Origin of the sequence: Pseudomonas sp. WS 5146 (assembly GCF_012985495.1) — a bacterium.
Lineage (GTDB): Bacteria > Pseudomonadota > Gammaproteobacteria > Pseudomonadales > Pseudomonadaceae > Aquipseudomonas > Aquipseudomonas edaphica.
This window is the reverse complement of sequence record NZ_JAAQWL010000014.1, coordinates 1-23,200: the sequence shown is the minus strand read 5'-3', so window position 1 is coordinate 23,200 and position 23,200 is coordinate 1. Positions and strand designations below refer to the sequence as shown.

General features: G+C 58.9%; 24 protein-coding genes and 1 pseudogene. 9 read left to right on the top strand and 16 right to left on the bottom strand.

Features of this window, described 5'->3' with window-relative positions:
- The first annotated feature begins 142 nt into the window (after positions 1 to 142).
- Positions 143 to 1,159 carry an amino acid ABC transporter substrate-binding protein gene (locus tag HBO41_RS26850; protein WP_169988418.1) on the top strand — a complete coding sequence of 339 codons (1,017 nt, stop codon included), beginning with the start codon at positions 143 to 145 and terminating at the stop codon, positions 1,157 to 1,159.
- A gap of 331 nt (positions 1,160 to 1,490) precedes the next feature.
- On the opposite strand, the gene HBO41_RS26845 is transcribed toward HBO41_RS26850, so the two are convergent.
- The 8 genes from HBO41_RS26845 to HBO41_RS26810 form a co-directional block, all read right to left on the bottom strand.
- Complete coding sequence (locus HBO41_RS26845) at positions 1,491 to 2,504, bottom strand: sensor domain-containing diguanylate cyclase (RefSeq protein ID WP_099549457.1); 1,014 nt, start codon at positions 2,502 to 2,504, stop codon at positions 1,491 to 1,493.
- Between the two features lie 190 nt (positions 2,505 to 2,694).
- Entirely contained in the window at positions 2,695 to 3,003 is a 309-nt protein-coding gene (locus HBO41_RS26840; protein ID WP_169988415.1) for an XRE family transcriptional regulator, read from the bottom strand.
- A 10-nt stretch (positions 3,004 to 3,013) separates the two neighbouring features.
- The gene (locus HBO41_RS26835) at positions 3,014 to 3,355 is read right to left on the bottom strand and encodes a type II toxin-antitoxin system RelE/ParE family toxin (protein ID WP_017135409.1); all 342 of its coding nucleotides are present in this window, start codon (positions 3,353 to 3,355) and stop codon (positions 3,014 to 3,016) included.
- Positions 3,356 to 3,546: 191 nt separating this feature from the next.
- Positions 3,547 to 5,445, bottom strand: a complete 1,899-nt coding sequence (locus tag HBO41_RS26830) for an alkaline phosphatase D family protein (protein ID WP_169988413.1) — start codon at positions 5,443 to 5,445, stop codon at positions 3,547 to 3,549.
- A 108-nt stretch (positions 5,446 to 5,553) separates the two neighbouring features.
- Positions 5,554 to 5,751 (bottom strand): hypothetical protein, encoded by a 198-nt coding sequence (locus tag HBO41_RS26825; protein WP_017135411.1) that lies wholly within the window; start codon positions 5,749 to 5,751, stop codon positions 5,554 to 5,556.
- 142 nt (positions 5,752 to 5,893) lie between these two features.
- The gene (locus tag HBO41_RS26820; RefSeq protein ID WP_169988411.1) at positions 5,894 to 8,122 is read right to left on the bottom strand and encodes an ATP-binding protein; all 2,229 of its coding nucleotides are present in this window, start codon (positions 8,120 to 8,122) and stop codon (positions 5,894 to 5,896) included.
- Positions 8,119 to 8,733 (bottom strand): biliverdin-producing heme oxygenase, encoded by a 615-nt coding sequence (locus HBO41_RS26815; RefSeq protein WP_169988409.1) that lies wholly within the window; start codon positions 8,731 to 8,733, stop codon positions 8,119 to 8,121. Before HBO41_RS26815 ends, HBO41_RS26820 begins: the two co-directional genes overlap by 4 nt.
- Positions 8,734 to 8,927: 194 nt before the next feature.
- Positions 8,928 to 9,308: a response regulator gene (locus HBO41_RS26810; RefSeq protein ID WP_017135414.1), complete on the bottom strand. Its 381-nt coding sequence runs from the start codon at positions 9,306 to 9,308 to the stop codon at positions 8,928 to 8,930.
- Positions 9,309 to 9,489: 181 nt separating this feature from the next.
- On the opposite strand from HBO41_RS26810, the gene HBO41_RS26805 reads away from it, so the two are divergent.
- Positions 9,490 to 9,864 carry a cytochrome c family protein gene (locus HBO41_RS26805; RefSeq protein WP_169988406.1) on the top strand — a complete coding sequence of 125 codons (375 nt, stop codon included), beginning with the start codon at positions 9,490 to 9,492 and terminating at the stop codon, positions 9,862 to 9,864.
- On the opposite strand, the gene HBO41_RS26800 is transcribed toward HBO41_RS26805, so the two are convergent.
- The 3 genes from HBO41_RS26800 to HBO41_RS26790 all read right to left on the bottom strand — a co-directional run bounded on the left by HBO41_RS26800 (position 9,865) and on the right by HBO41_RS26790 (position 13,838).
- Entirely contained in the window at positions 9,865 to 11,886 is a 2,022-nt protein-coding gene (locus HBO41_RS26800; RefSeq protein WP_169988403.1) for an LTA synthase family protein, read from the bottom strand.
- Between the two features lie 72 nt (positions 11,887 to 11,958).
- Positions 11,959 to 12,570, bottom strand: a complete 612-nt coding sequence (locus HBO41_RS26795; protein ID WP_169988401.1) for a hypothetical protein — start codon at positions 12,568 to 12,570, stop codon at positions 11,959 to 11,961.
- A complete protein-coding gene (locus HBO41_RS26790) occupies positions 12,570 to 13,838 on the bottom strand; it encodes an exo-alpha-sialidase (protein WP_099549462.1) in 1,269 nt (422 codons plus the stop codon). Before HBO41_RS26790 ends, HBO41_RS26795 begins: the two co-directional genes overlap by 1 nt.
- 218 nt (positions 13,839 to 14,056) lie before the next feature.
- Here HBO41_RS26790 and HBO41_RS26785 point away from each other — a divergent pair, with 218 nt between their 5' ends.
- Positions 14,057 to 14,719, top strand: a complete 663-nt coding sequence (locus HBO41_RS26785; protein WP_017135419.1) for a response regulator — start codon at positions 14,057 to 14,059, stop codon at positions 14,717 to 14,719.
- The gene (locus HBO41_RS26780) at positions 14,716 to 16,089 is read left to right on the top strand and encodes an ATP-binding protein (RefSeq protein WP_099549463.1); all 1,374 of its coding nucleotides are present in this window, start codon (positions 14,716 to 14,718) and stop codon (positions 16,087 to 16,089) included. The genes HBO41_RS26785 and HBO41_RS26780 overlap by 4 nt, the downstream gene beginning before the upstream one ends.
- Positions 16,090 to 16,286: 197 nt before the next feature.
- Here the strand turns inward: HBO41_RS26780 and HBO41_RS26775 are convergent, their stop codons facing one another.
- Positions 16,287 to 16,544 carry a colicin E3-like toxin immunity protein gene (locus HBO41_RS26775; RefSeq protein WP_169988399.1) on the bottom strand — a complete coding sequence of 86 codons (258 nt, stop codon included), beginning with the start codon at positions 16,542 to 16,544 and terminating at the stop codon, positions 16,287 to 16,289.
- A gap of 6 nt (positions 16,545 to 16,550) precedes the next feature.
- A complete protein-coding gene (locus HBO41_RS26770; protein ID WP_099549465.1) occupies positions 16,551 to 17,702 on the bottom strand; it encodes a colicin E3/pyocin S6 family cytotoxin in 1,152 nt (383 codons plus the stop codon).
- A 191-nt stretch (positions 17,703 to 17,893) separates the two neighbouring features.
- Here HBO41_RS26770 and HBO41_RS26765 point away from each other — a divergent pair, with 191 nt between their 5' ends.
- From HBO41_RS26765 to HBO41_RS26750, 4 genes are all read left to right on the top strand, one after another.
- Positions 17,894 to 18,364, top strand: a complete 471-nt coding sequence (locus HBO41_RS26765) for a helix-turn-helix domain-containing protein (RefSeq protein ID WP_017135424.1) — start codon at positions 17,894 to 17,896, stop codon at positions 18,362 to 18,364.
- Positions 18,361 to 18,936: a PIN domain-containing protein gene (locus HBO41_RS26760; protein ID WP_099549466.1), complete on the top strand. Its 576-nt coding sequence runs from the start codon at positions 18,361 to 18,363 to the stop codon at positions 18,934 to 18,936. The genes HBO41_RS26765 and HBO41_RS26760 overlap by 4 nt, the downstream gene beginning before the upstream one ends.
- Before the next feature lie 474 nt (positions 18,937 to 19,410).
- Positions 19,411 to 19,719, top strand: coding sequence for a DUF3077 domain-containing protein (locus HBO41_RS26755; RefSeq protein WP_017135426.1), 309 nt, complete (start codon positions 19,411 to 19,413; stop codon positions 19,717 to 19,719).
- Positions 19,720 to 20,254: 535 nt separating this feature from the next.
- Complete coding sequence (locus tag HBO41_RS26750; protein WP_169988397.1) at positions 20,255 to 20,890, top strand: LysE family translocator; 636 nt, start codon at positions 20,255 to 20,257, stop codon at positions 20,888 to 20,890.
- Between the two features lie 6 nt (positions 20,891 to 20,896).
- Here the strand turns inward: HBO41_RS26750 and HBO41_RS26745 are convergent, their stop codons facing one another.
- Positions 20,897 to 21,520 carry an NBR1-Ig-like domain-containing protein gene (locus tag HBO41_RS26745; RefSeq protein ID WP_262380540.1) on the bottom strand — a complete coding sequence of 208 codons (624 nt, stop codon included), beginning with the start codon at positions 21,518 to 21,520 and terminating at the stop codon, positions 20,897 to 20,899.
- Between the two features lie 203 nt (positions 21,521 to 21,723).
- Here HBO41_RS26745 and HBO41_RS26740 point away from each other — a divergent pair, with 203 nt between their 5' ends.
- Entirely contained in the window at positions 21,724 to 22,371 is a 648-nt protein-coding gene (locus tag HBO41_RS26740; protein WP_169988394.1) for a LysE/ArgO family amino acid transporter, read from the top strand.
- Here HBO41_RS26740 and HBO41_RS26735 read toward each other — a convergent pair.
- Together HBO41_RS26735 and HBO41_RS29420 are read right to left on the bottom strand one after the other, a co-directional pair.
- Positions 22,321 to 22,650: a hypothetical protein gene (locus HBO41_RS26735; protein ID WP_017134664.1), complete on the bottom strand. Its 330-nt coding sequence runs from the start codon at positions 22,648 to 22,650 to the stop codon at positions 22,321 to 22,323. The two genes, HBO41_RS26740 and HBO41_RS26735, sit on opposite strands and share 51 nt — an antisense overlap.
- Before the next feature lie 299 nt (positions 22,651 to 22,949).
- Positions 22,950 to 23,200 (bottom strand): annotated as a pseudogene (locus tag HBO41_RS29420) (hypothetical protein); the annotation flags it as partial.

Below are 23,200 nucleotides of genomic sequence, written 5' to 3'. Positions count from 1 at the left end.
GGTCATTCCAAATCGGAAGGAGCTGTTGCCTAAAGGTCGTTTGTGGCCACGCTGCAAACCTGACAATACTGCCGGGCAACCTCAGAAACCGGCGCGGGCAGTGCGGCGCCGAATAATAAAAGACTCACAGGGAGTGCCTCGCATGAACCACCTCAAAACCCTTATCGCTGCCACGGCCGTGGCGCTTGCCGGCAGTGCCCACGCGGGCGTGACCCTGGACGCGATCCAGAAAAAAGGCTTTATCCAGTGCGGCGTCAGTGACGGCCTGCCGGGCTTCGGTGTGCCCGACAGCCAGGGCAAGATGACCGGCATCGATGTTGATGTGTGCCACGCCGTCGCCGCCGCCGTGTTCGGTGATGCGTCAAAAGTGAAGTTCACCCAGTTGACCGCCAAGGAGCGACTCACCGCGCTGCAATCGGGCGAAATCGATCTGATTTCGCGCAACACCACCTGGACCAGTTCCCGCGATTCCGGCATGGGCCTGGTGTTTACCGGCGTGACCTATTACGACGGCATCGGCTTTCTGGTCAACAACAAGTTGGGCGTGACCGCCGCCAAGCAACTCGATGGCGCGACCGTCTGCATCCAGGCCGGCACCACCACCGAACTCAACGTTTCCGATTATTTTCGTACCCACGGCATGAAGTACACGCCGATCACCTTCGACACCGCCGACGAGAGCGCCAAGGGCCTGGAAGCCGGGCGTTGCGACGTGCTCACCACCGACCAGTCGGGCCTGTATGCCCAGCGCATCAAGATGGCCCACCCGGATGAGTTCGTGGTGCTGCCCGAGGTGATCTCCAAAGAGCCGTTGGGGCCGCTGGTGCGCAAGGGCGACGATGAGTGGTTCAGCATCGTCAAGTGGACCCTGTTTGCCATGCTCAATGCCGAAGAAATGGGCATCACCTCGCAGAATGTCGAGGCGCAGGCCAAGTCCACTCAGAACCCCGACGTTGCGCGGCTGCTCGGGGCCGACGGCGATTACGGCAAAGACCTGAAGCTGCGCAAGGATTGGGTGGTGCAGATCGTCAAGCAAGTAGGCAACTACGATGAGGTGTTCGAACGCAATATCGGCCAGGGCAGCGTGCTGAAGATCAAGCGCGGGCTCAATGCGTTGTGGAGCAATGGCGGCATCCAGTACGCACCGCCGGTGCGTTGACTGAACACTGCCTCAGGTGGGAGCTGGCTTGCCTGCGATGGCCACAGGTATCTCCACAACTTTCTAAGGCCGCCACATTCCTCTGTGGCGAGCGGGCTTGCCCGCGTTGGGCTGCGCAGCAGCCCCAGTGCGGGTACCGTGATACTCCTGAAAGAACTCTGCGTCTGTTTTTTGGGGCTGCTGCGCAGCCCAACGCAGGACAAGCCTGCTCGCCACAACAGCCCACTTGTCACAGACGTGGTATGTGTAGATATCTATGCTGCGATGACGGCCTACCTGTGAGTGCATCGGTTACTGACACACGGCTAGCGCAGGCAAGCCAGCTCCCACATCACTCCGAGGCCACATCCTTGCCGGCGGCTTTGGACCGGTACAGTGCTTGATCGGCACGTGCCATCAAGGCGGCGGGCGTTTCGCCCATTCGCCGCTCCACCACGCCCAGGCTCAGGGTGACTTTGAAGTCGCCCACGGCGGGCATCTCGGCGATGGCCTGACGGATACGTTCGGCCAATTGCCTGGCGGTGTCCAAGCTGCTTTTGGGCAGGATCACCATAAACTCATCGCCACCCCAGCGTGCGAGCAAGTCGCCTTGGCGCATACAGGTTTCCAGGCTGTCTACCACGCTCACCAGGGTCTGGTCGCCGACGCCATGACCATGTTTGTCGTTGATCGGCTTGAAGTCGTCGATATCCATGGCCACCAAGGCCAGCGGTACGCGGAAGCGCTCGGCACGGTCGCACTCCTCCAGCAACACCTTTTCCAGGCGATAACGGTTGGCGATGCGTGTCAGGGCATCCTGTTCGGCCAGGGAGCGGTTCTCGTCCAACTGCATTTGCAGTTGCTGATTGACTCGTGACAACTCAAGGGTGCGTTCGGCCACCAGCGCTTCCAGCGACTGGTTGCGCTTTTGCAGCTGTTCGATGGAGATTTTGCGTGTATGGATATCGCGGTGTGCGCCGACCATGCGTGCCACTGAATTGTCGGGGTTACGTGCAATGACGTAGCCACGGTCCTCGATCCACAAGTAAGTGCCGTCAGCCTTGCGGCAACGATACTCGGCCTGGTAATGGGGCGCGCGTTGGCTGATGTAGTCATCAAATACGGCCATGACGCGTGGATAATCTTCGGAGTGGATCACGTTCTCCCAGGTGAACACGCTGTTCTCCAGGGAGTGGCGGGGGTAGCCAAGCATCATGTACCAGCCGGGGCTGCGGTACACGAAACCCGTGTTGGCATTCCAGTCCCAGATGCCGTCGCTGACCAGTTCCATCACCGCATGCAACATGTCGGCGTTGAGTTCGGAAAAGTTATTGCGCAGCGGTTTATTGCCGGATGTCTCGTTCATCTGTGCACTTCCCTGCCTGTGCTGGCTTCCAAGGCCAGTCTTCATTGACGCCGGTACACCGTGGCTGAGGTTACTCTACATCGCGGCTTGCGCGCTTTGAATAGGATGAGTGTGCTGCTTTAGTGGTGTGGCGATAGGCCATTAATCAGCAGGTGGGGCGACATACGTTGTGCTCGCCTGGCACGAGCTTTCACGCCCTGGCGGGCCTTGCTTGCGTGTTCGGTACCAGGCGTACTTCGACATGTTGATCCAAAGCCCTTGCCGCACTGGCCAGGGTGGACAGCGTCATGCCCGCGTCGTTTTGGTCCAGCGCTCGATCGACGGCGGTGCGGCTGGTATGCATACGTTCGGCCAGCGCTTTCTTGCTGACCTTCTGCACCTTCATCGCCTCTGCCAATTGCCAGGCAATAACACGCTTCAACGCTCCGGCAGAGACTTCTTCTATGAGCCCATCATCGCTGAGAAAATCATCAAAGTTGGAGCCGATATGCTTATTCATGGAATGTTCCTCAGAGCTTGTTTTTGCGATGCCTGGCGGTGTTCAGGTCGACTGAAGGCGTTTTCTGACTCTTTTTAATAAAGCCGTGCAGCAAAATCATCTGGCTGGCGACCAAGGTAAAAATGACGCGTGCAGCATTTTCACCAAGATCGGTTCGGACCTCCCAAAGGCGATGCTCCAGCTTCCTAACCAACGGCATCCCTTGCGGCCATCCGAGTTGGACCGATTTTATGTCAGTGCCTATAAGCTTTTTTGATTCCCTGGGCAGTTCCATCAGCCATTCACGCACGGGCTCGTTGCCAGCCTCGGTTCGGTAAAATGCGACGTTCAACACGAGAGGTAGGTCGTTCACAGAGAGTGCACCAAAATAGGTTCATAAGGCAATCAGCGATTGAAGGGTCTTTTCGCGAAGATTGGTCAGAGCCTGGCACTTATTTTGTGAGTGGCTGAGGTTGAAGCGTTTCAAAAAAAATCAGTAAAAATAAAGAGTTGTGAGTTTTCTGAATGGTATGTGCGAGATTGGTTTGCCAGGCGTAAGAAAACTCACTTCGGCGCCACCATGCGCGTTCGCGGCTTGCCATCCGCGTTGTGCTGGTAAATCCCCTCCGGCTGGCCCTGCGCATTGAAAAACACTTGGCCGATGCCCGCCGAATTCCACAGCCGTTCACCCGCCTCGGCGTGTTCCGGGATATGCGGCACTACCTGCATGGTGCGCCGGCGCGTGAAACCGTTGAGGGGCGAGCGCGGTGAGTAGAGCCAGCGGTTGAGGCGGTCGAACCATTCCAGCAAACGCGCCGGGAACTGGTTCTTGATGCCGCTGCTGGTGATCTGCCAGATTTTTGGGCCGGCGCTGCGGTGGCGGATCAGCACTTCATAGACGAACGAGTAGTGCACATCGCCCGACAGGATCACGTAGTTCCCCGGCGTGCGCGAGTGGCGAAAGATATTCAGGATCACCTGGGCGGCGCCGCGATGGGCCATCCAGTTTTCCGCGTCTACCAGCAGTGGGTAGCCACACCAGCTGAAGACCTTCTGCACCGTCTCGATCAGCTTGACGCCGAAGATCGGCGCGGGCGACACGATGATGGCCGACGGGTGGTCCAGCAGGGCCTGCTGCAGTTCGCTCAACGCTTCCCAGTCCAGCAGGCCGGAAGGTTGCTTGAGCGCAAACTCACTGCGCCAGCGCCGGGTGCGAGTGTCGAGCACCACCAGTGCGGGCGTGGTGGGCAGCACGTAATGCCAGTGCTGGAATTTCAGCAGGGTTTGCACTAATTCATCGTGGGCACTGGCGTGCAAGTGGTTGTCTTGAACGTTGGCGGTCAGCGCCTGGGTGTGTTCCAACAGTTTGCCAAACACATCCGGCTGGTTGCCCCAGCCCTGGCACAGCATATAAGCGAGCAGGGCATTGCCGATGATGCGCTTGGAGAATGGATGGCCGTAGGCGGTGGCCTCCCATTGCGCGCTGAGGTTCCAGTCGTCGGTGATGTCGTGATCGTCAAAAATCATCAGCGTCGACAGGTGCGCGAAGACCCGCGCAACGCCGGGCAGGCCATCACGGAACCGATCGACCTGCACTTGCTCGTGGTCGTAGCGCAGGTGTTCCGGCGTGCTTAATGATGGCGGCTGTGGCGTGATCAACGTCCAGGGCGTGGGCGACCACACCAACAGGTACATCGCCAGTACTTCGGCAAAGGTCACCAGGTGGTTGTCGGCGGTGCTGCTGGTAAAGATCGGTTTTTTCACACCGCCGAAAAACCGTTCGCGCAGGGTCTCGTTGCTGTCCAGTGCGGGCAGCAGATCTGCGCGGTGGTAATAGCTGGCGCGATGCCCGTAGAGGCTGGCGCTGTCATCCACCACGGCGCCTTCCAGGTATTCGTCGAACAACGCCAGGCGTGCGATAAGCGCATGAATCGCGCGCAGCATGGGGCCGGCCACATCATCGGCGTAGACCTGGTCACCGCTCATCATCAGCAGCGCCGGGCGCTCGGCCGGTGTGCGCGCGTCAGCCAGCAGGCGGTCGACGCACAGCAAACCGTCATCGGCGTGGTGATGAGGTTTGCGGCAGGAACCATGCACCAACTGGTGGATGCGGCTATGCACTACGAAATTCGCCGATGGAGCATCGGCATACAGCAGGTGCGGCGCCCATTGCGCAATGCCACAGCCGTCGACCAGCAGGTCGTAGTCGATGCTCACGTCCAGCGGCAGGGCTTCGCTCAGGGTAACGTCGATCAGGTGGATAAAGGCGTGGCGCCCAACGGGCACGACTTGGCACTGCTGGGTGTCCAGATCGATCGTCAGCGTTTGGCCTTGAGGCACTTGCAGCTTTAAGCACAATGGCAGGACACGGCTGCCCACCAGCCAGATCACCAGACGCTGGGGTTCCAGGCGCCTGAGCAGTGGGCCGGCAATGACGGCGGGCAGTGTGTCGGATGGCGGCATGAAGCAAGCAGCTCATACAAGGTAGGACTTAAAAGGGTAACGCAGAGGATGTCAGCGTTTTGTTAAAGGCGTGCCGCAGATACCTTGCAGCCGATTACCCTTGTTGTGTTAGAGCAGATGGCCTTGTCCCAGGGATTCCAGGGACGTTCGATAAGGCTTGGGCTTGGGCGGTGCGTTTTGCATCATGGGGTTACTGTCAGGACGTGAGGGCTTTTCAGCGGACCGGGTGGCGATTTCAGCCATTTGGTTGGCCAGTTGGAAAGCTATGTTGAACTGAAAGCCGGGCAGCATGTGGACGATACTCATGGGAAAAACCTCTTGCTCAATTGGAGGGATGTTCTCGCATCAATACTCCCTTTGACTGCGCACCCACTCAGTGGCGCTGGCCGGGTTAACGTTCCCGGCCATGGGTTTCTGCATGTTTAATATCCGTAGGACTGAATGCGTTTCAGACAGACTTGGGTACCGTAAACCTGAACTCACTGCCACGCCCCAACTCACTCTCAGCCTCAATCCGCCCGCCGTGGGCCTGCACGATACCTTGGGTGATATACAGCCCCAAGCCGCTGCCGGTGGGGTTGTTTTCGGTCTGGGTCCAGTAGCGATCAAACACATGGGGCAACTGCTCAGGCGCAATGCCTTCGCCGGAGTCGCGCACCGAAAACACGATATCTTCACCATTGCTCATGGCGCTGATGCCGATATTGCCCTGGCGCGGGGTGAACTTGATGGCATTGCCGATCAGGTTCGACAGCACCTGGAACAGGCGCTCCGGGTCGGCATGGATCAGCAGGCCGGGCTCGGCGTTGAACGACAAGTCGATGCCTTTCTCCATCGCCAACGGTGCGAGCAGCGAATAGGCCTCTTCGAACATCTGGCTGACGTCCAACGACACCGGCTTGACCACATAACGCCCGGCCTCGATTTTCGAGGTGTCGAGCAGGTCTTCCAGCAGCACATTCATACGCCCGGCGGCCTGTTGCATGGTGTCGATGGCCGAGGAAATTCGCCGTGAGGTATGTGGGCCGTCGGAGCTGAAGGCTTTCTGCATCATGCCGCAGAGCATCGAGATGACCGTCATCGGGTTGCGCAGGTCGTGGGACACCACCGCCACCAGTTCATCACGGGCGCGCACGGCTTGCTGCTCGCGCAACACTTGGCGGGCCAGGTCATTTTCCAGGGCGGAACGGCGCAGGTCGTTGGCGGCAAACCGGTCGCCGTGGCTCCACTTGGTGGAGATACCGGCCATCTCGACTTTCCAGATTTCAAACGAGGTGCGTGGGCGCAGGCGCAAACCGGCGTCGGAGGTTTCCAGGTTCAGCGGCTTGTTCGGGTCACCGCTCCAGTTGATGTTCTCTTTGACTTCCGGGCGAAACCACAACACGCCGTTATCCACAGGCTTGGGCAGGCTCATGGCCAGAACGCCACTGGCCACTTGCTGGAACTCGGCGGCAGGCGGGTATACCGAGGCCAGGTTGTGACTGGAAAACACCGGCTCGTCGCTTTCTTGCAGCCATTTGTGCAGCGCACGGATCTGCGCAGGCTCGGGGCAATTGCCGTAACGGTGCAGTTGTTTGTCTTCGATGATCGCCACGCCGCCCGACAGGGTCAGGTCCATCAGCACCTGCGGCTGCTGGGCCAGGCCATCGAAGACGTTTTGCTCCGAGGCTTTCATCGCGCGGTCCAGCAATGCCAGGGCTTCGACTTTTTCTTCGCGCTGGCGGCTCAAGTCCAGGGCTTCCATGGCGCTGATCTGCAGCGACAGCACCTGGCCGATGGTCTGGCAAGCAACACGCAGGTCGTTGGGCACCAGCAAGGGCTCGCGGTTGCCGCAACTGATCAAGCCCCATAGCTTGTCGCCGGCCATCAACGAGATGCTCATGGACGACAGCACGCCCATGTTCTGCATGTATTGGCAGTGAATCGGCGACACGCTGCGCAAGGTGGCAAAGCTCAAGTCCAGCGGCTGGTCAGTGCCCGGACGCAGCTTGGGCAGCAGCGGCACCGGCTCGTAGGCAGCATTCGGGATGATGCGCAGCCAGTTGGTGCGGTACAGCTCGCGGGCCTGCTCGGGAATGTCGGACGCGGGGAAGAACAGCCCGTTGAACAGCTCCATGGACGGCGCCGACGCTTCGGCAATTACCTGGCCGTGGCCTTCTTCTTCGAAGCGATAGATCAGCACCCGGTCGTAACCGGTCATGGCCTGGATTTCAGTCACGCTGATCTCGTACAGCGCTTGCAGGGTTTTCGCCGACTGCAAGCGTTGCAGCATCTTGCCCAGGTCACTGGTGCGACCATTCAGGGCGCGAGGTTTGAAATCTTCAAGGCGCGGCTCAAATTCCAGCACCAGCACGTTTTGATGGCGATGCAGCAAGCCTTCAAATGGCGCACCATTGAGCGTGACATGCAGCGCCGGCGCGTCGAGAAACGCGTTGTTTTCGGCGATCGATTGCACGGCTTGGGCAGGTTCAACGCCAATTAACTGGTGCAGCGGTTGGCCCAACAGCGCTTCGGGTGCGTGGCCGAACAGGCTGGCCACGTTGGCGCTGACCTGAGTGATGCGCAGCTCAGGCTCCGACAACGTCAACAGCACACCGTGGGGCTGGATCGCGCCCGGGAAGCGAATCGGTTCGTCGGCACAGTTGGCAAGCAGCTCTTCAAAATCGTCGGGTTTCATAGCAGTACCTCCTGGCGGGCGAGCCAATGCTCGAAGCCACTGAATGTGGAGCGGGCCGCATCGACCGCGCGCTGTTTTGCGTCAGCATCCAGCGGCAGGCGGCCCAGGTAATCGAGAAAGTCTTTCCAGCGTCGACCGGTTTCGGCGCCGTATACATCAAGGAACGCTCCGCCGTTATCGGCGTGTATGTCCAGGCGCCGGGCCATTTCCCGGCGCAGCACTTGGCCGCCCAGGGTGGCGCCTTCCAGTACATACAGGGCACCGAGGCAGGCCGCGGGGGTGTCGAAGGTCGGGTGTTCGGTGCAGCGGGGCAAGGCGTTGATGGCGTTATCATTCAAGCCAAGGGCGCGCAAATCGCCCAGCAGTGTGGGGGTTTTCACACGCAGTACAGCGTCATACCCGTCGGGGATCAAGCCACTGGCGTACAGCGCTGCTTCCATCGGCCCATAAAACCCGTAGTACGCCTGGAGCAAGCGCCGATACCCGCCAGCATCCAACTGATCGGAGAAAAACGGCAAGCGCTTTTCCAACGCCACATGCAGCAAACCCGTGCCTGTGCGCAACGCTTCCAGCAATGAGGGCGCACTAACGTCATGGGCCTGTGAATGCATTCAATAAGCTCGAACTGTGGGCCTTAAGGCCATGAATGACGCGTGAAATGGGCGACGATTCTACACAAGTCATTGCCGTCAACTGTACGCACAAGGCGAAAAGCCTGACCGGCGGATCAGAAAAGTCGCTCCTTGCGTAATAAATGACCACAGGGCACTGCAGCAAGTTCGGTTTAAGTGATGTCGCGACGCTATTAGTGCATGGAGGCGCCTTGCTGGGTCAGTGCGGTTTGCACGCACTCAACCAAGTGCTCTGCACTCCAGGGCTTGGGTAAAAAACGTACAGAGCCGCCGAGTTGCGCCGCCAGCTTGGTATTGCCCGAGGTCAGCACCACCGGCACCGACGGCCAGCGATGCGCGACCACTTTGCTCAAGTCATAGCCATTGAGTAACCCCGGCATCTGGATATCACTGACGATCAGGTCTACCGGATCATCGCCGCGCTCCAGGTAAATCATGCCTTCATCCGCCGAAGGAAACGACGTCACATGAGCCCCGAAGTCCTCCAATACATCCACCATTAACGCACGAATGATTTCGTCGTCTTCCAATACCAAAATCGATGGCTGAGCCATGATCCTTACTCCACCATCAGGGTTCAGTAGGGTGGAGTAGGCGCTGGCTGAATAGGTTCGATTGGATGTTTTTTAAACGATGGGTGGTCGTTTTAGAGCGGTCGCGTGGGGTTGTCCGCAGCGGCACGGCAAGGTGGATACAGGCATAATTGGCGCACCGTTGCCTGCTGTGGAGACTTGCATGAAGTACACCTTACTGACCCTCGCCCTGGTCCTCAACACCACCCCGGCCTTGGCGGCCGGCGATGCCGAGGCGGGCGGCAAACTGTTCAGTAAAACCTGCGGCGGCTGCCACAGCATCGGTGAAGGCGCACGCGGTGGCTTCGGGCCTGAGCTTAACGGCATCATCGGTCGACCTGCCGGCACCACCACGGACTATCAGTACTCCGACGCAATGAAAAACTCCGGCGTGGTCTGGACCCGCGACAAACTCGCGGCCTATATCGAAGCGCCGAAGAAGGTGGTGAGCGGTACGCGCATGATCTTCTGGGGTATCAGCGACCCGGAAAAGATCGAAAACATCCTGGCCTACCTGGAAACCTTCCAACCCAAGTAATCATTCGCGTACGTTCCTGAACAGCATCAACCGCGCACTTTCATGCAGCCCACGGGTCAGCCCCTGCAGGCGCTGAAACTCTTCGGGATGCTGCTCGGCTACATCTTCGCGCGGTGTTTGCGAAGCCAGGTCGTGCAGGGTTGGTGAGCCGCCGTCGTGCTGCATTTGCAACAGGAAGTGCTGGGTTACACCGCCGATAATCGGGAAGGTGCCTTCGTGTAGCACCAGTGGCACCACACGTTCGCCTTCCGGCGCCGGCTGCTGGATATCGCGGCCCATCGCGCCGTTGCGAAACGGCACGCCCGCCATGCCGGCCACGGTTGGCAGTAAGTCCGCCAACCCCACGGCCTCGTCAATAACGCGTGGCTCAAGCCCCGGCGCGTGGATCAGCAGTGGCACGTTGTTGCTTTCCAGGCCCAGTTGCTCAAAAGCTGGCGCCATGTGCGGGATCTGGCTGATGCGTGTGTTGTGGTCGCCGAAGAACACAAAAATGCTGTTGTCGTACCAGCCACCGGCCTTGGCGATGTCCATCAGGCGGCCGATGTTGTAATCCAGCAGGCGCACTGCGTTGTATTGCTCGACACTGCGCGAACCGGCAGCCTGGACTTGTTCCAGAGTTACGTTGTTGAGTTGGAAACCATCATTTTGCTTGGGAATGGTGAACGGCCGATGGTTGCCGGAAGTTTGCAGGTAGGCAAAGAACGGCTGGCCGTTGGGCACGGCGCGCAGCAGTTGGTCGCCTTCCTTGAACAGGTCCAGGTCAGAGATGCCCCACACGTCCACGCGGGGCGAACGCCAGTGGCTTTCGTCAAACAGCTGCACGCCGTCGATGCTCTGGCGGATCAGCGCGTTGATATTCGCCCAGCCAGCGTTGCCGCCGATCATGTAGAACTTCTGGTAACCCTCGAAGGCGTTGATCAACGTGTGTTGCCGCGTGATCAGCGGGTTGCGCGTGGCGGTCTCCTGGCGGGTCACGTCGGGCACGCCGGTGATGCTCGCCCACACGGTTTTGGCGGTACCGGTGACGGGCACATAGAAGTGTTTGAAGAACCAGCTTTGCGTCGCCAGCTTGTCCAGGTTTGGCGTGGGGTTCAGCGGGTTGCCATAGGCGCCGACCGCACTGGTGCCCAGGGATTCGAGCATGACGAAGACCACGTTGGGCGGGCGCTGGCCTGCCAGCTTGTAGGGCTGCACGCCTTGTTCGCGGATGAAGTTCAGCTGTTGCGCGTCAGGCTGGTCAACGCCCAAGTACTCGGCCACTTGCGGGTAATGCGTGCGCACCTGGGTTTCATCGAATTGCGACTGGCCAACCTTGAGCGTGTCGTACAAAAACAGCACCGGGTTCAGGCCCACGGCGGCGACCTGGCTGTTGCCGGAGAAGAACGCATCGCTCCAGCGCAACGGCACCGGGTTTTCCAGGTTGAGATTGGCCACGCGGCCGAGCAAGGCCAGCAGCACGGCGATCACGCCAATCACGGACACTAAAGCCGCTGTGGGTGTGCCGATGCTTTTGGGGGCGCGATCCAGAGTCAATCGCTCCAGGCACACCAGTGCCCACACCCACACAACCACCGCCGCCAACCAACAGGCAGTTATCCACAGCACCGGGTAGGTTTCCCACACCATCTGTTGAGAAATCTGCGCGTCTTGCAGATAGCGCAGCACCGTCGCGTTGATGCGCACGCCGAGGTAGGCGTAGTGGCCGAAGTCGATGATGTAGATGAGACCCACCACCGCCAGTGCAATCACCAGATAGCCGCGTGCCAGCCAGCGCAGGGCGGGCAGGGTGATAAGGTTCCAGCGCGGTAGCCAGGCGAGCACGGCCACGGGTAGCAGGAGCAACACCGCCAGGCGCAGGTCGAAACGCAGACCGATGCCGAGGGTTTCCAGCAAGCCCTCGGTATTTAAATCCAGGCCGGAAAAGCTGATTAGAAACACCAGCCGCAACGCCGCCAGCAACACAAACACCAACCCGATCGCGCCCACGCCGTAGCGCAGGCGGCGTGATTGCAACGCAGTCATCATTAACCTTCCCAATTTCGAAAAACGACGCAGACCCACTGTGGGAGCTGGCTTGCCTGCGATAGCGGTGTGTCAGTGCCCGATGTGCTGCCTGAGGCGGCGCATTCGCAGGCAAGCCAGCTCCCACAGTTTGAGTTGCATTAATCCAGCTACCAGGCAGTAGCCCATCAACAGCGGGTCGACCAGGTAATCCCAATAGTTCTCCGATGCCTTGAGCCGCAGCGCAAACGCCAACGTGCCCACCGCCAGCATCCACACCGCCAACCTGTTACGCAGGGCCAGCATCAACAGCGTCAATGCGCCTATCAACACAATCATCGGCCGAGGGTTAAACCCCCAGCGGTACGGGTCGAAATACGTCAGCCCCATCGCCGCCGGGTACAACAGCAGGCACAGCCCGCCAAACAGCACCAGCAGTTGCAGCTGATGTGCCCGGCCAAGCGGCTGCACCAGCCCCAACCGGCACACCGCCACCCACGCCAACAACACCAAGGTGCTGATCGCCAGGTCATCGGTAAAGCTGCGCACATACGCCGCCAACGGCAGTTCATTCACCGGAATAAAGCTCAACGCCACCAACACCGGCAGCAGCCATGGCCGCCACGGGGCGGTGAACCGGAACGTGCTGAGCAGCACAAACCCCAGCAATACAAAACTCAAATGGGCTTGCCACAACGCCATCATCACAAGCGCTCCGCCAGCCAGGCTTCGTTGAAGCTGACATGTTTGATAAAGGTGTTATTCCACGAGTAGACCAAGTGGTACATGCCGTCCGGGCTGCGGCTGAAGTACGGGTATTCGTATTCGAAATCACAGCCACGGGGTTTGCACACGCGGTAATCCAGGTTGCTCAGAAAGCGCTGTTCCAGTGGCAGGCGCTTGGCGCCGCTGGAGGCGCGGAAGCCTTCGCCGATGATTTCTTTATAAGCCTCTGGAGAGAACGGTTGGCCGAGCGGGTCCGGCGACTGGTCCAATTGCACCAACGTGCGCCATTGCGTCATTTGCGCGTCGGTGCCGTAGAGGCTGAGCTTGAAGCGGCCGTCTTGCAGGTCGTTGAGGGCGACGAGTAGACCATCGTCTTCAGTCCCTACGGCCGCCAGCGAAGAATTGGGGTTGGCCGGTTCCAGCGGGAACGGCTCGCTCCAGGTTTGCCCGGCATCCTCGGTGCGGCTGGCGAGCACGCGGTGATGGGTTTCACCGGCGTAGCGCAGCATCGCCACGGCCCGCTGGCCGTCTTGCGCCACGATGGTTGGCTGCAGCGAATGTTTGCCGCGGCTGATACGGAATTTGTCGATCACCGCGCCGTCGGCACTCAAGTACAGGTACTCGGCAAACTTGCCCATGAACTCGTGATACACCGGCAGGCCAATCGAGCCGTCGGCATGGAACACCGGCGCGGCGCGTACCAAGGTGCTGATATTGAAAAACGGCGAGGTCACCAATTGCCGAGGCGCCGACCAGTTCGCGCCGAGGTCATCGGAGACCATCACGTTGATCGCACTGGTGGCCCAGCCGCCGACCGACACCGACACATAAAACATCCACAGGCGTTTATCCGGCCCCAGGGCAATGACCGGGTTGCCCAGTTTGCGAATGTAACGCTGGGTGCCGTCGCGTGTGCTTTCCCGCGTGGCCAACACCTGCTCGCCGCCCCATTCGCCACTGCGTGCATCAAACCGCGCCGTGCGCACCTGCACATCGGCAGCGCCTTCGCGGGAGCCGGCAAACCACACGGCCATCAAGTCACCGCCGGGCAGGGCGGTCACGGAGGAGGAGTGCACAAAGTCGGTGAGCTGTGAGGACACAAAACGGCTGGTGTATTGCGGGGCTGCCGCCACCTTCGCCGGGCTCGGGTTCGCCTGGGCAAACGGTGCCAGCACGTGGGGCGGATGGCTCAGCCAGGCGGCGATAAAGACGCCTAGCAGGCTGAAGATCAGTAGGGCGCAGCGCATAGGGAACCTGTGAGAAGAAAGGATGACGGCGCACGTTCACCCGGCAGGCGCTTCCTGCGGCCGGTGAGCGTGCATAACGACAGGTGGTCCCGTACCTGCCGGCACAGTGCAAAACCAACCTTAGCGCAACCTTAGTTGGCAACGAGCCGTAACATCTTTGCCCGAATAGCCCTGCGTAGAACCGGCATGATTTCGCCGTTTCCTACAGAGATTTCGCTATGCGCCTACTCCTTGTCGAAGATGATCGCGCCCTCGGCCAAGGCATTCGCGTGGCATTGGGCGCCGAAGGCTACACCCTGGATTGGCTGCAAGACGGCCTCAGCGCCTTGCACGCCCTGCGCACCGAAAGTTTTGATCTGCTGCTGCTCGACCTCGGCCTGCCGCGCCTCGATGGTCTCGACCTGTTGCAGCAACTGCGCGCCGGGCAGCATGACCTGCCGGTGCTGATCCTCACCGCCCGCGATGGCACCGCCGAACGCATCGCTGGCCTGGATGCCGGCGCCGACGACTACCTGATCAAACCCTTCGACGTCGAGGAACTCAAAGCCCGCGTGCGCGCGCTGTTGCGCCGCAGCCAGGGCCGCGCCCAACCCATGCTCGAACACGCCGGCGTCAGCCTCGACCCGGCCACCCAGCAAGTGCGCTACCAGGGCGATGAGATCATCGTCACCCCGATGGAATACCAACTGCTGCACCAACTGATGGTGCGCCCCGGTAAAGTTGTGACCCGCGAGCGGCTGTCTCGCGCCCTGTATGGCTGGCAGGACCGGGTGGAAAGCAATACGTTGGAGGTGTTGATCCATAACCTGCGCAAGAAGTTATCCACAGAGCTGATCCGCACTGTGCGCGGCGTGGGCTATGTGCTGGCGCTCAAACCATGAGTTCGGTACGCGCACGCATCATTATTCCGGTGCTGGTCCTGATCCTGCTCGGCGACGCCCTGATCAGCTGGCTGGTGCTGCGCGACAGCCACCACGAAATCGAAGAAGTCTACGACGCCCAACTCGCCCAAAGTGCCCGCCTGCTGCAAGGCGTACTGCGCCAGCGCGAACCTGGCGACGCAGACTGGGGCCGCTTGTACGAGGCGTTCGACCAGGCCATGAGCCGCGTGGGCGAGGAGGGCGTGGCCCATCCTTATGAGACCCGGCTGACCTTCCAGGTCTGGCGCAGCGACGGGCAACTGCTCATGCGTTCTGCCGAAGCCCCTGTCCTCACTGCACCGCCCACTACGCTCGGCGCCCATGACCTGATGGACAGCGGCAACGACTGGTGCGCCTTCCTCCTCGCCGACCCGCAACAAGGCCTGCTGATATGGGTGGGCGAACGTGACGACGTTCGCCAGAGTGTGATCGAGCGTATCGTGCGCCACACCCTCTGGCCTACCGTGATAGGCGTGCCGCTGCTGACCGTACTGATCTGGTTGGCCATTGGCTGGGGGCTGACGCCCTTGCGCACCATGGCCCGCAAGCTGCGCGGGCGTAACACCAACGCCTTGCAACCGCTGCACGTGAACCCACTGCCGAGCGAGCTGGAGCCGATGCAAACCGCACTCAACCGGCTGCTGGTGCAGATGGACGACCTGCTGGAACGCGAACGCCGCTTCATCGCCGACGCCGCCCACGAGTTGCGCACACCGTTGGCGATCCTGCGCATCCACGCGCAAAACGCCCAAAGCGCTGCCACCGAAGAACAACGGCGCGAAGCCCTGGACTTTCTGGTAAACGGCGTCGACCGCGCAACACGCATTGGCAGCCAACTGCTGACCATGGCCCGCATCGAGCCACAACTGAGCAACCCCGTGCGCAAGCCCGTGCAACTGACGGAACTGGTGCGTGAAGAACTCGCCGAGCTGACGCCCCTGGCCATGGAGAAAGGCGTGGAACTGGTGCTGGAAGGCGATGAAGAATGTTGGGTGCAAACCGAGCCGGTGGCCTTGGCGATTGCGCTGCAAAACTTGGTGACCAATGCGCTTAACTTTTCGCCGGTGGGTGGCGAGGTACGGGTGGTGATCGGCGTTAATGGTTTGCGCGTGGAGGACCAAGGGCCGGGGATTGATGAGGCGCAGGTGGGGCGCTTGTTTGAGCGGTTTTACAGCCGGGATAACGCCAATGGCGCCGGGTTGGGGTTGGCGATTGTGGAGATGATTGTGGGGAAGATTGGCAGTACGTTGAGCCTGCGAAATTTGGAGCAGGGCGGCTTGTGCGCGCAGTTGGTTTTTGACCAGAAAGTGCCGCGTAACATAACCGATTAATGATCCCCACCTGTTACGAGCCAACGGCCTCGTTGTGGCGAGCAGGCTTGCCCTGCGTTGGGCTGCGAAGCAGCCCCAAAGATAGAACTGCTGCACGTCCATCTCGACCGTGAGTACCCTCAGGTATTCAGAGACGGGCGGAGTTTCTTGTTTATCAGCGAACCACTGCGCATGGGATCTAGTTTTTCCGAGTGAGCTCACATTTGTGCAGCTTCGTAATCGAGAGCAATGAAATAGTCGCTTTTCGAAAGAACGATTTCATGAACGAAGAATGGTTGCACATGCGTTAGCCAATCCCGGCGTAGTTCAAACATACCGTTATTCACGGCCTCTCCCTTCGAGAGCCCAAGCTTTGTAACGACGGAGTAGTCCTCGCCCAAGTCCTTTGAGTCTTCCGTGCCACACGCGTATTCCGTGGTTTTGTCGAACCATTCCAATCTCACTTTAAGTCCCATGCGGCCTCACAAGTATTTTTTGATGTTTCGCTTTTTCTTTGCCGGCTTTAGCTGTTCGCCGGTTATATGACTGAAAGCCCCGAGGTGGCTTCCGTCACTTGCCAGATAGGCTTCCAGCTCGCCGTGTTGTGAGTCCCATTCATAAATCGTTCGTCCTTTTTCATCAATCCAGCGCTCTCTTAACCCGCCACCTCCCTGTTTTGGAGTTTTAGGCTTTGTTTTTATCAGGTTTAGAAAGCCGCTTATTTGCTCCTCTTTAGGCGGCTTGTGGTATTTGTGATCCCCAGCCCGAACACTCACCACTACATACAGCGGCCGAACCCCCGACTCCACCGGGAACACCAGAATAAAATCCCGATACTGCGGTGGGTAAATCGGGTTCACCAGAATCTGTGCCGCCTTCTCCGTCGGCGGATAAATCCAGATCACCGGCGCTTGCGGCGCAGCCTCCAAGGCGGGAATCCCCAGCGTGTCGCGCGGATCAACCGCTGGCGTCCAGATCAGCTCCACGCCCTCACCCAAATCCGCCACAAACTGATCGCCACGGCTTTGGAACTGCACCACATCGATCATCTGCCAATCGGGGTTGTTGCCCGTGTAAAACCCATATCCCTTGAGTGTGCCGTCCTCACGCTGCTCGACAAAACGCATCTGCGACCGTGCCCGTTGCAGCGAGCGTAATTGCTCCTCGCTGTAGAGCGCGCTATCGCCCAGCGCCGATGGCCATAACAACGCGACCAACCCACTCAACAGCCCACCGGCGACAGTGCCAACAGCAGTCGCTGCCGACTCCACTGCCGCCGATCGCAACGCCAATTGCCCCAAGCCGACAGGCAGGGCACTGCCGCTGATCTTGCGCAAGGCAACCGCGCCACGGCTGTCTACCTCGTGGCCACCCAACAGGCTGAAATGGCCGTAGTCCTTGATCAACTCCAGCGGTACGTAACCGGTGGGGTCGTTGTAGCGAATGATGCCGTTGGGCAGTTGGCAGGGTTTTGTGAAGACGCAGCCTGGCGGTTTGGCGGGTGTTGGCGCTGGGGTGGGAGGCGGCTCAAATAAATCAATCGGCGGTGAATAAGGCGCGCGCTTCGGCTGCGGCGTCAGGATCCGCCGTTTGAGTTGTTCTTCTTCGGTAATGGGGTACGAGCGTTCTGACATGACTGGCTCACTTCCTTGTGTGGGAGTGAGCCTATGAGGTGGGAGCGGAGGCTTATGTCGGCTTCGTTCGATGGTTGGTGTGGGAAAAGGAGACTGGCGTATGGTTAGCCAGGACTGTTTCGATTATTGCGATTTTCGTTTGTTTCGTTTAGCTTTGATTCAACCGAATTGCGTAACACCGGAGCTGCATCATGATCACCAATCAACTCCCCAAAACGATCCTGCCGCTGGAAAAGGAAGTCGAAGCCGCCGTGCAAGGCCAGCGAGAACTGGCATCTTTGCTTTCGACCAAATTTGAAACCCAGCGCATCGACATCTTCGACAAAGAAGATAAACCCCACACACTTGTACTCCCGACCTCAGCCCTGCGCCTGTTGGTCGATATCCTGGGCGAATTGGCTATCGGTAACGCCGTCAAGGTCGTGCCGGTGCATGCCGAATTGACCTCTCAGGAGGCCGCCGACCTGCTCAACGTTTCGCGCCCGCACCTGGTCAAGATGCTGGAGGAGGGCGCCATTCCTTTTACAAAAACGGGCCGGCATCGGCGAATCCGGTTTTCGGATCTGATGGCGTTCAAGCAGCGCCGTGATGAAGAAAGCCAAGAGGCAATGGAAGCGCTGGCGCAACAAGCTCAGGCGTTGGGAATGGGGTATGACGGATGAGGTGTTCGCCGTTTACTGCGGTATACGATGCGTGTGTTCTCTACCCGGCGGCACTCCGGGATTTGCTGATGTGGCTTGGTTTGTCGGGACTGTATCGAGCTCGATGGACGAGCCAGATCCATGAGGAGTGGAAGCGCAACGTTCTCAAAAACCGACCGGATCTTACGGCTGAGCAAGTCAATTGCACGTCGGCGCTGATGGATAAGGCGATACCCGATGCATTGGTGACGGGGTACGAGGATCTGTGTTCAAGTTTGGATTTGCCTGATCCTGATGACCGTCATGTGCTGGCGGCGGCGATTCGAAGCAAGGCTGAAGTTATCGTGACCTTCAATTTGAAAGATTTCCCGGCGCATATCCTGGCTGCCTATGACATTGAGCCTATGCATCCGGATGACTTTATTTCGGATCTGTGGGATTTGGATCAGGCGGCGGTGTTGGGGGCGGCGCAGAAGCAAAGGCGAACGTTGAAGCGGCCGCCGATGGAGGCTGGGAGTTATCTTGAGATGTTGATGCGCCAGGGGTTGGTGCAGACGAGTAAGGTGCTTGGGCCATATGGGGTGATGTTGTAGGTTCGAATGAGCGGGCCTATTTGCTGGGCATCACTCTGGTTGGCTTGCTTATCTTTGGCCTCCTCGAAAGAACAGGCATTTACCCCCGTACCAGCCTCATGACATTTTTCGTCACAAGGCTCGGCTTTGATCATCTGTTTTTTAAAGCTAAGTTCTCGCTCGTCGCTGCGAATCAGCGACCGGGCCTGGAAACCCGTGGGTATAGGCGCATAGGCGCCACCATTTATCACGACCGCTGGTGCCATTTTTGTGCCAGCATATGCGTGTTATGGCGGCTGTGCGTGGGAGACTTTCGAGTCTGCCGGGTTTGCCTATTCCCCCGGTTTCCAGCCTGCGCACAGCTGCCACCCATTCGCCTGGAAACGAATGGGGCAGCTCTCTATAAAGAATGGGAGCTATACCAATGATCATTTCTGAAAGGTTTTATCCTTGTAATACTGCAACCCACACCACCGCCCAGCCCGGAGGTGCCCAATGATCAATCCACCTCTCAACAAAACCCTCGGCATCATCACCTTCTCCACCTGCGGCAAACAGCCCAACCTGCACCGTCTATTCCGCGTCAATGCTGGCGTGCCCATTCGTGACGCCCTGGAGCATGCTTCCGAGTTGCTGCACTGTTCCAAAATGCTCGCATTGGATGCGGCCATGGACAAAGGCGCGGACCGTTATGCCTGGGCGGCGCATTATTTGGGGGAGATGGCGAAGGCTGTGGTGGATGATTTGGCGAATGGGATGTTGCCCAATGGGGTGATGGAGGAGGGGGACGCTGTTTCGGTGTAAGTGGGTGGTTTGAGGGTGTGGCGGCTGGCGTCATCGCAGCATAGGTATCTACACAACTTTTGAAGGCCGCCACTTTCTCCTGTGGCGAGCAGGCTTGTCCTGCGTTGGGCCGCGAAGCGGCCCCAAACCCTGACACTGAGTACTTTCAGGAAAATTGCAGTGCCTTTACTGGGGCCGCTTCGCAGCCCAACGCAGGACAAGCCTGCTCGCCACAACAGCCCACCTACCACAGACTTCGTTTTAACCGGTTGTGTAGATACCTATGGTCATCGCAGGCAAGCCAGCTCACACATCGGTCGGTGTACATCTGTTGAAGCAGCGTTAGCAGTAAAAAAGACCTTGGGACGCCAGGGTCTTTTTTTGCCTGCAGAATCCAGATCAAACGTGCGCGATGTTTGTGTACGGCAGCGAGGCGAAGTCGATCATGTACCTTACCGTGAGCGGTGTATGACGTTTTGCTCGCGGATCTGTATCTAACGCCCTGCTTTTCAACGCCCTACCATGGCACCCAGCACAATACTGCAGGAGCGACACCATGCCCGAACTGTCCAGCTGGCTTGCTTATGGCCTGATCTCCCTCGGTATGGTGCTGACGCCCGGGCCGAATATGATTTACCTCATTTCCCGCTCGATCTGCCAGGGGCGCACGGCCGGGTTGATTTCCCTCGGTGGCGTTGCCTTGGGTTTCCTCGTTTATATGTTCTGCGCGGCGCTGGGGATTACCGCATTGGTGATGGCGGTGCCGTTTGCCTACGACGCGTTGCGGCTCGGTGGCGCGATGTACCTGGTGTACCTGGCCTGGCAGGCGGTGAAGCCGGGTGGCCGGTCGCCGTTTCAAGTGCGGGACTTGCCCCAGGACAGCCCACGCAAGTTGTTCATGATGGGCTTGGTGACCAACCTGCTGAACCCCAAAGTGGCGGTGATGTATTTGTCGTTGTTGCCGCAGTTTATTGACCCGAATGGGCATGGCAGTGTGCTGATGCAATCACTGATCCTGGGTTTTACGCAGATTGCCATCAGCGTGAGCGTCAATGCGGTGATTGCAATGATGGCGGGCTCCATCGCCGTGTTCTTCGTCACCCGTCCAGGCTGGCAGGCGGTTCAGCGTTGGGTGATGGGTTCGGTACTGATGGGCTTGGCTGTGCGGATGGCGGTTGAAGGGCGGCGGTGAGGTCATTCAGCGCGCCATGACGTTGACGATTACATGCAGGATGAACGCGGGGCCGTAACAGGGCTGGCCGTGTTCGTCCTCGATCCGCCATATGGAAGCGACTGTACACGTCTCCTTGGGCGCGGCGAATTCCACCGTGATACGCACCGGCTGGCCGGGCAGTGTTTCTGCAATAGGGATTTCGCTGCTCAGGCTGCGTAGGTGTGTGTCCATCACCACTTCCAACGGCGCGCCCGTGGCGGTGCGTCGGGCGATGACGTATTCGCCGTCCACGCGCACCAACTTTCGACCGCGCCAGGGGCGGGTGCCGAGGTTTTGAAGCTCCCAGGTTTTTTGAAAGATTTCACCGGGCAGCACAACGGTTTGGTCGGGGGTGGTTACGTCTGCATTGAAGACGGCAATGTCACTCGTGTCACGCAGGCCGATTGCTCGGTTGGTGATGGCCATTGAGTTGGCGTCCGTCGGCGCGCCTGCCAGGTCAGCGAAGTAGCGGAACAACAGCAGCGGTGAAACCTTTAGCGCTTTGGCCAGCTTGATTAGCGTCCGTACCGAGGGATCTTGTGAAGCGCCGCCCGCCAACCCGTAGAGGTAAGTTCTGGAGATGCCGGCTTCCTTGGCCAATGTGGTCATGGGTTTGCCCAGTTCTCAGCTGCGTCGGGTAATCAACGCCCTCAGAGTGTCCCTTGTTCTGACCGTCATGCTTCACCTTTGTACGCCAAAAAAGACAACCTGTTCACCGCTGCGTTTAGCAAGGTATGCACACTACACGGCGCGCCTGTTCTTGGAGTTCCGGCGTGTGTTGCATTCCTTTTCAGCGGATTTGAAAGGTAACTATGACGCCTTACTTTATTGAGGGGTTGCTGCTTGGTATTGGGCTTTTTGTTGCTCCTGGGCCGAAAGATACGTTAGTCATTCGTCAGGCTGTCAGCCGTGGCCCTCTCTGGGGAGTGGTTGCCATCTGCGTGTTCGCCGACATCCTTCTCATTGCTTTTGGCATTTCAGGATTAGGTTCGTTGTTGGGACGTCGCCCAGTGATAATGGCGTTTCTACTGCTATCAGGCGCCGCTTATCTGCTGTGGTTCGGTACCCAGCGCTTACGAGCGTGCATCCGCAATCAATCTATGCCGGACACGCAAGGTGGCAATTCGCAACGCGGACTTTTACGCACAGCGATAGTCCTTGGTTTTGCCAACCCCTACGCCTGGCTCGACACAGTGGTGCTGATCGGCTCTATCGGCGCAGCCAAGCCCGCAGGCCAACAAGCACTGTTCGCGACAGGTGCCATGACGGCGTCATTAATCTGGTTTGTGCTGTTGGCGCTGGGATGTCAGCAGCTGGCGTGGCTGTTTCGCACGCCCGTGGTCTGGCGATGCCTGGACGCTGGCGTAGCCGTATTGATGGTGTACCTGGCCGGTATGTTGATCACCGACTCACTGGATATCTTTCAGATAGTCTTTGAGGGTAATCAGCGGGGTACTTAGCTCATCAAGGCTGCTGGCCTGTTGCACATCTGTAAACAGTTTGAGCAGTTCACGGCCCAGCACTGTGTCGGCGCCGCCTAGTGCATTCAAGGCCTGGGCAATGCACTCATTGAGCTTGCGTTGAATCGTCGCCAAATCCCCCTGGCGCACCAACAACCCAAACACTTCGCGCTCATACCCATCCATCACCAGGTCATCGCGCAGCAACGGGCTCGCGCCGTCCGTCTCATGCACCAGCTTGAGAGCAAAAAGCGCAACAGCTTCCAGCGTCAATTCCATGGTTCCGATTCCTCATGTCTGCGTTCGCCCGCACATACTCACGTTTCTGCGGGCGAAAAAAAAGCCCTTGAATTTCAATGGCTTTCTTTCGGACCTGTGTAAAAGCGGGTGAGAGCCGGTTTGATAGTCAGGGGCTGAAGGTGCATTGCGCGCCTACGCAAATGTCAGGTCTGCTGATTCGCCGGCTTTCCTCGCCGCCGATTGCAAACCGTAACGCCTGGGCGAGGTGGCGCGTTTGCCATGAGCCGCGCTGTCAGGCGATCGAACACTCTATATAGCTGCAACCGTGGCACTGTGGATTAATCGAAAAGAATTTCAGGAAGGGGGTTGACCACATATTTGAATACTGTACTATTCGCCTCCCGCTGACGAGCAGCTTGAAGCCGGTTCTGGTTCAAGTAGTTGATTTTGATAAAGAAATCGCTTGACAGCAAATGAGGCTGCTGTAGAATGCGCGCCTCGGTTGAGACGAAAGATCTTAACCAACCGCTCTTTAACAACTGAATCAAGCAATTCGTGTGGGTGCTTGTGGAGTCAGACTGATAGTCAA

Coding starts and splice junctions, on each gene's coding strand:
- HBO41_RS26850 (WP_169988418.1), top strand. CDS start 143: ATGAACCACCTCAAAACCCTTATCGCTGCCACGGCCGTGGCGCTTGCC.
- HBO41_RS26845 (WP_099549457.1), bottom strand. CDS start 2,504: ATGAACGAGACATCCGGCAATAAACCGCTGCGCAATAACTTTTCCGAA.
- HBO41_RS26840 (WP_169988415.1), bottom strand. CDS start 3,003: ATGAATAAGCATATCGGCTCCAACTTTGATGATTTTCTCAGCGATGAT.
- HBO41_RS26830 (WP_169988413.1), bottom strand. CDS start 5,445: ATGCCGCCATCCGACACACTGCCCGCCGTCATTGCCGGCCCACTGCTC.
- HBO41_RS26825 (WP_017135411.1), bottom strand. CDS start 5,751: ATGAGTATCGTCCACATGCTGCCCGGCTTTCAGTTCAACATAGCTTTC.
- HBO41_RS26820 (WP_169988411.1), bottom strand. CDS start 8,122: ATGAAACCCGACGATTTTGAAGAGCTGCTTGCCAACTGTGCCGACGAA.
- HBO41_RS26815 (WP_169988409.1), bottom strand. CDS start 8,733: ATGCATTCACAGGCCCATGACGTTAGTGCGCCCTCATTGCTGGAAGCG.
- HBO41_RS26810 (WP_017135414.1), bottom strand. CDS start 9,308: ATGGCTCAGCCATCGATTTTGGTATTGGAAGACGACGAAATCATTCGT.
- HBO41_RS26805 (WP_169988406.1), top strand. CDS start 9,490: ATGAAGTACACCTTACTGACCCTCGCCCTGGTCCTCAACACCACCCCG.
- HBO41_RS26800 (WP_169988403.1), bottom strand. CDS start 11,886: ATGACTGCGTTGCAATCACGCCGCCTGCGCTACGGCGTGGGCGCGATC.
- HBO41_RS26795 (WP_169988401.1), bottom strand. CDS start 12,570: ATGATGGCGTTGTGGCAAGCCCATTTGAGTTTTGTATTGCTGGGGTTT.
- HBO41_RS26790 (WP_099549462.1), bottom strand. CDS start 13,838: ATGCGCTGCGCCCTACTGATCTTCAGCCTGCTAGGCGTCTTTATCGCC.
- HBO41_RS26785 (WP_017135419.1), top strand. CDS start 14,057: ATGCGCCTACTCCTTGTCGAAGATGATCGCGCCCTCGGCCAAGGCATT.
- HBO41_RS26780 (WP_099549463.1), top strand. CDS start 14,716: ATGAGTTCGGTACGCGCACGCATCATTATTCCGGTGCTGGTCCTGATC.
- HBO41_RS26775 (WP_169988399.1), bottom strand. CDS start 16,544: ATGGGACTTAAAGTGAGATTGGAATGGTTCGACAAAACCACGGAATAC.
- HBO41_RS26770 (WP_099549465.1), bottom strand. CDS start 17,702: ATGTCAGAACGCTCGTACCCCATTACCGAAGAAGAACAACTCAAACGG.
- HBO41_RS26765 (WP_017135424.1), top strand. CDS start 17,894: ATGATCACCAATCAACTCCCCAAAACGATCCTGCCGCTGGAAAAGGAA.
- HBO41_RS26760 (WP_099549466.1), top strand. CDS start 18,361: ATGAGGTGTTCGCCGTTTACTGCGGTATACGATGCGTGTGTTCTCTAC.
- HBO41_RS26755 (WP_017135426.1), top strand. CDS start 19,411: ATGATCAATCCACCTCTCAACAAAACCCTCGGCATCATCACCTTCTCC.
- HBO41_RS26750 (WP_169988397.1), top strand. CDS start 20,255: ATGCCCGAACTGTCCAGCTGGCTTGCTTATGGCCTGATCTCCCTCGGT.
- HBO41_RS26745 (WP_262380540.1), bottom strand. CDS start 21,520: ATGACCACATTGGCCAAGGAAGCCGGCATCTCCAGAACTTACCTCTAC.
- HBO41_RS26740 (WP_169988394.1), top strand. CDS start 21,724: ATGACGCCTTACTTTATTGAGGGGTTGCTGCTTGGTATTGGGCTTTTT.
- HBO41_RS26735 (WP_017134664.1), bottom strand. CDS start 22,650: ATGGAATTGACGCTGGAAGCTGTTGCGCTTTTTGCTCTCAAGCTGGTG.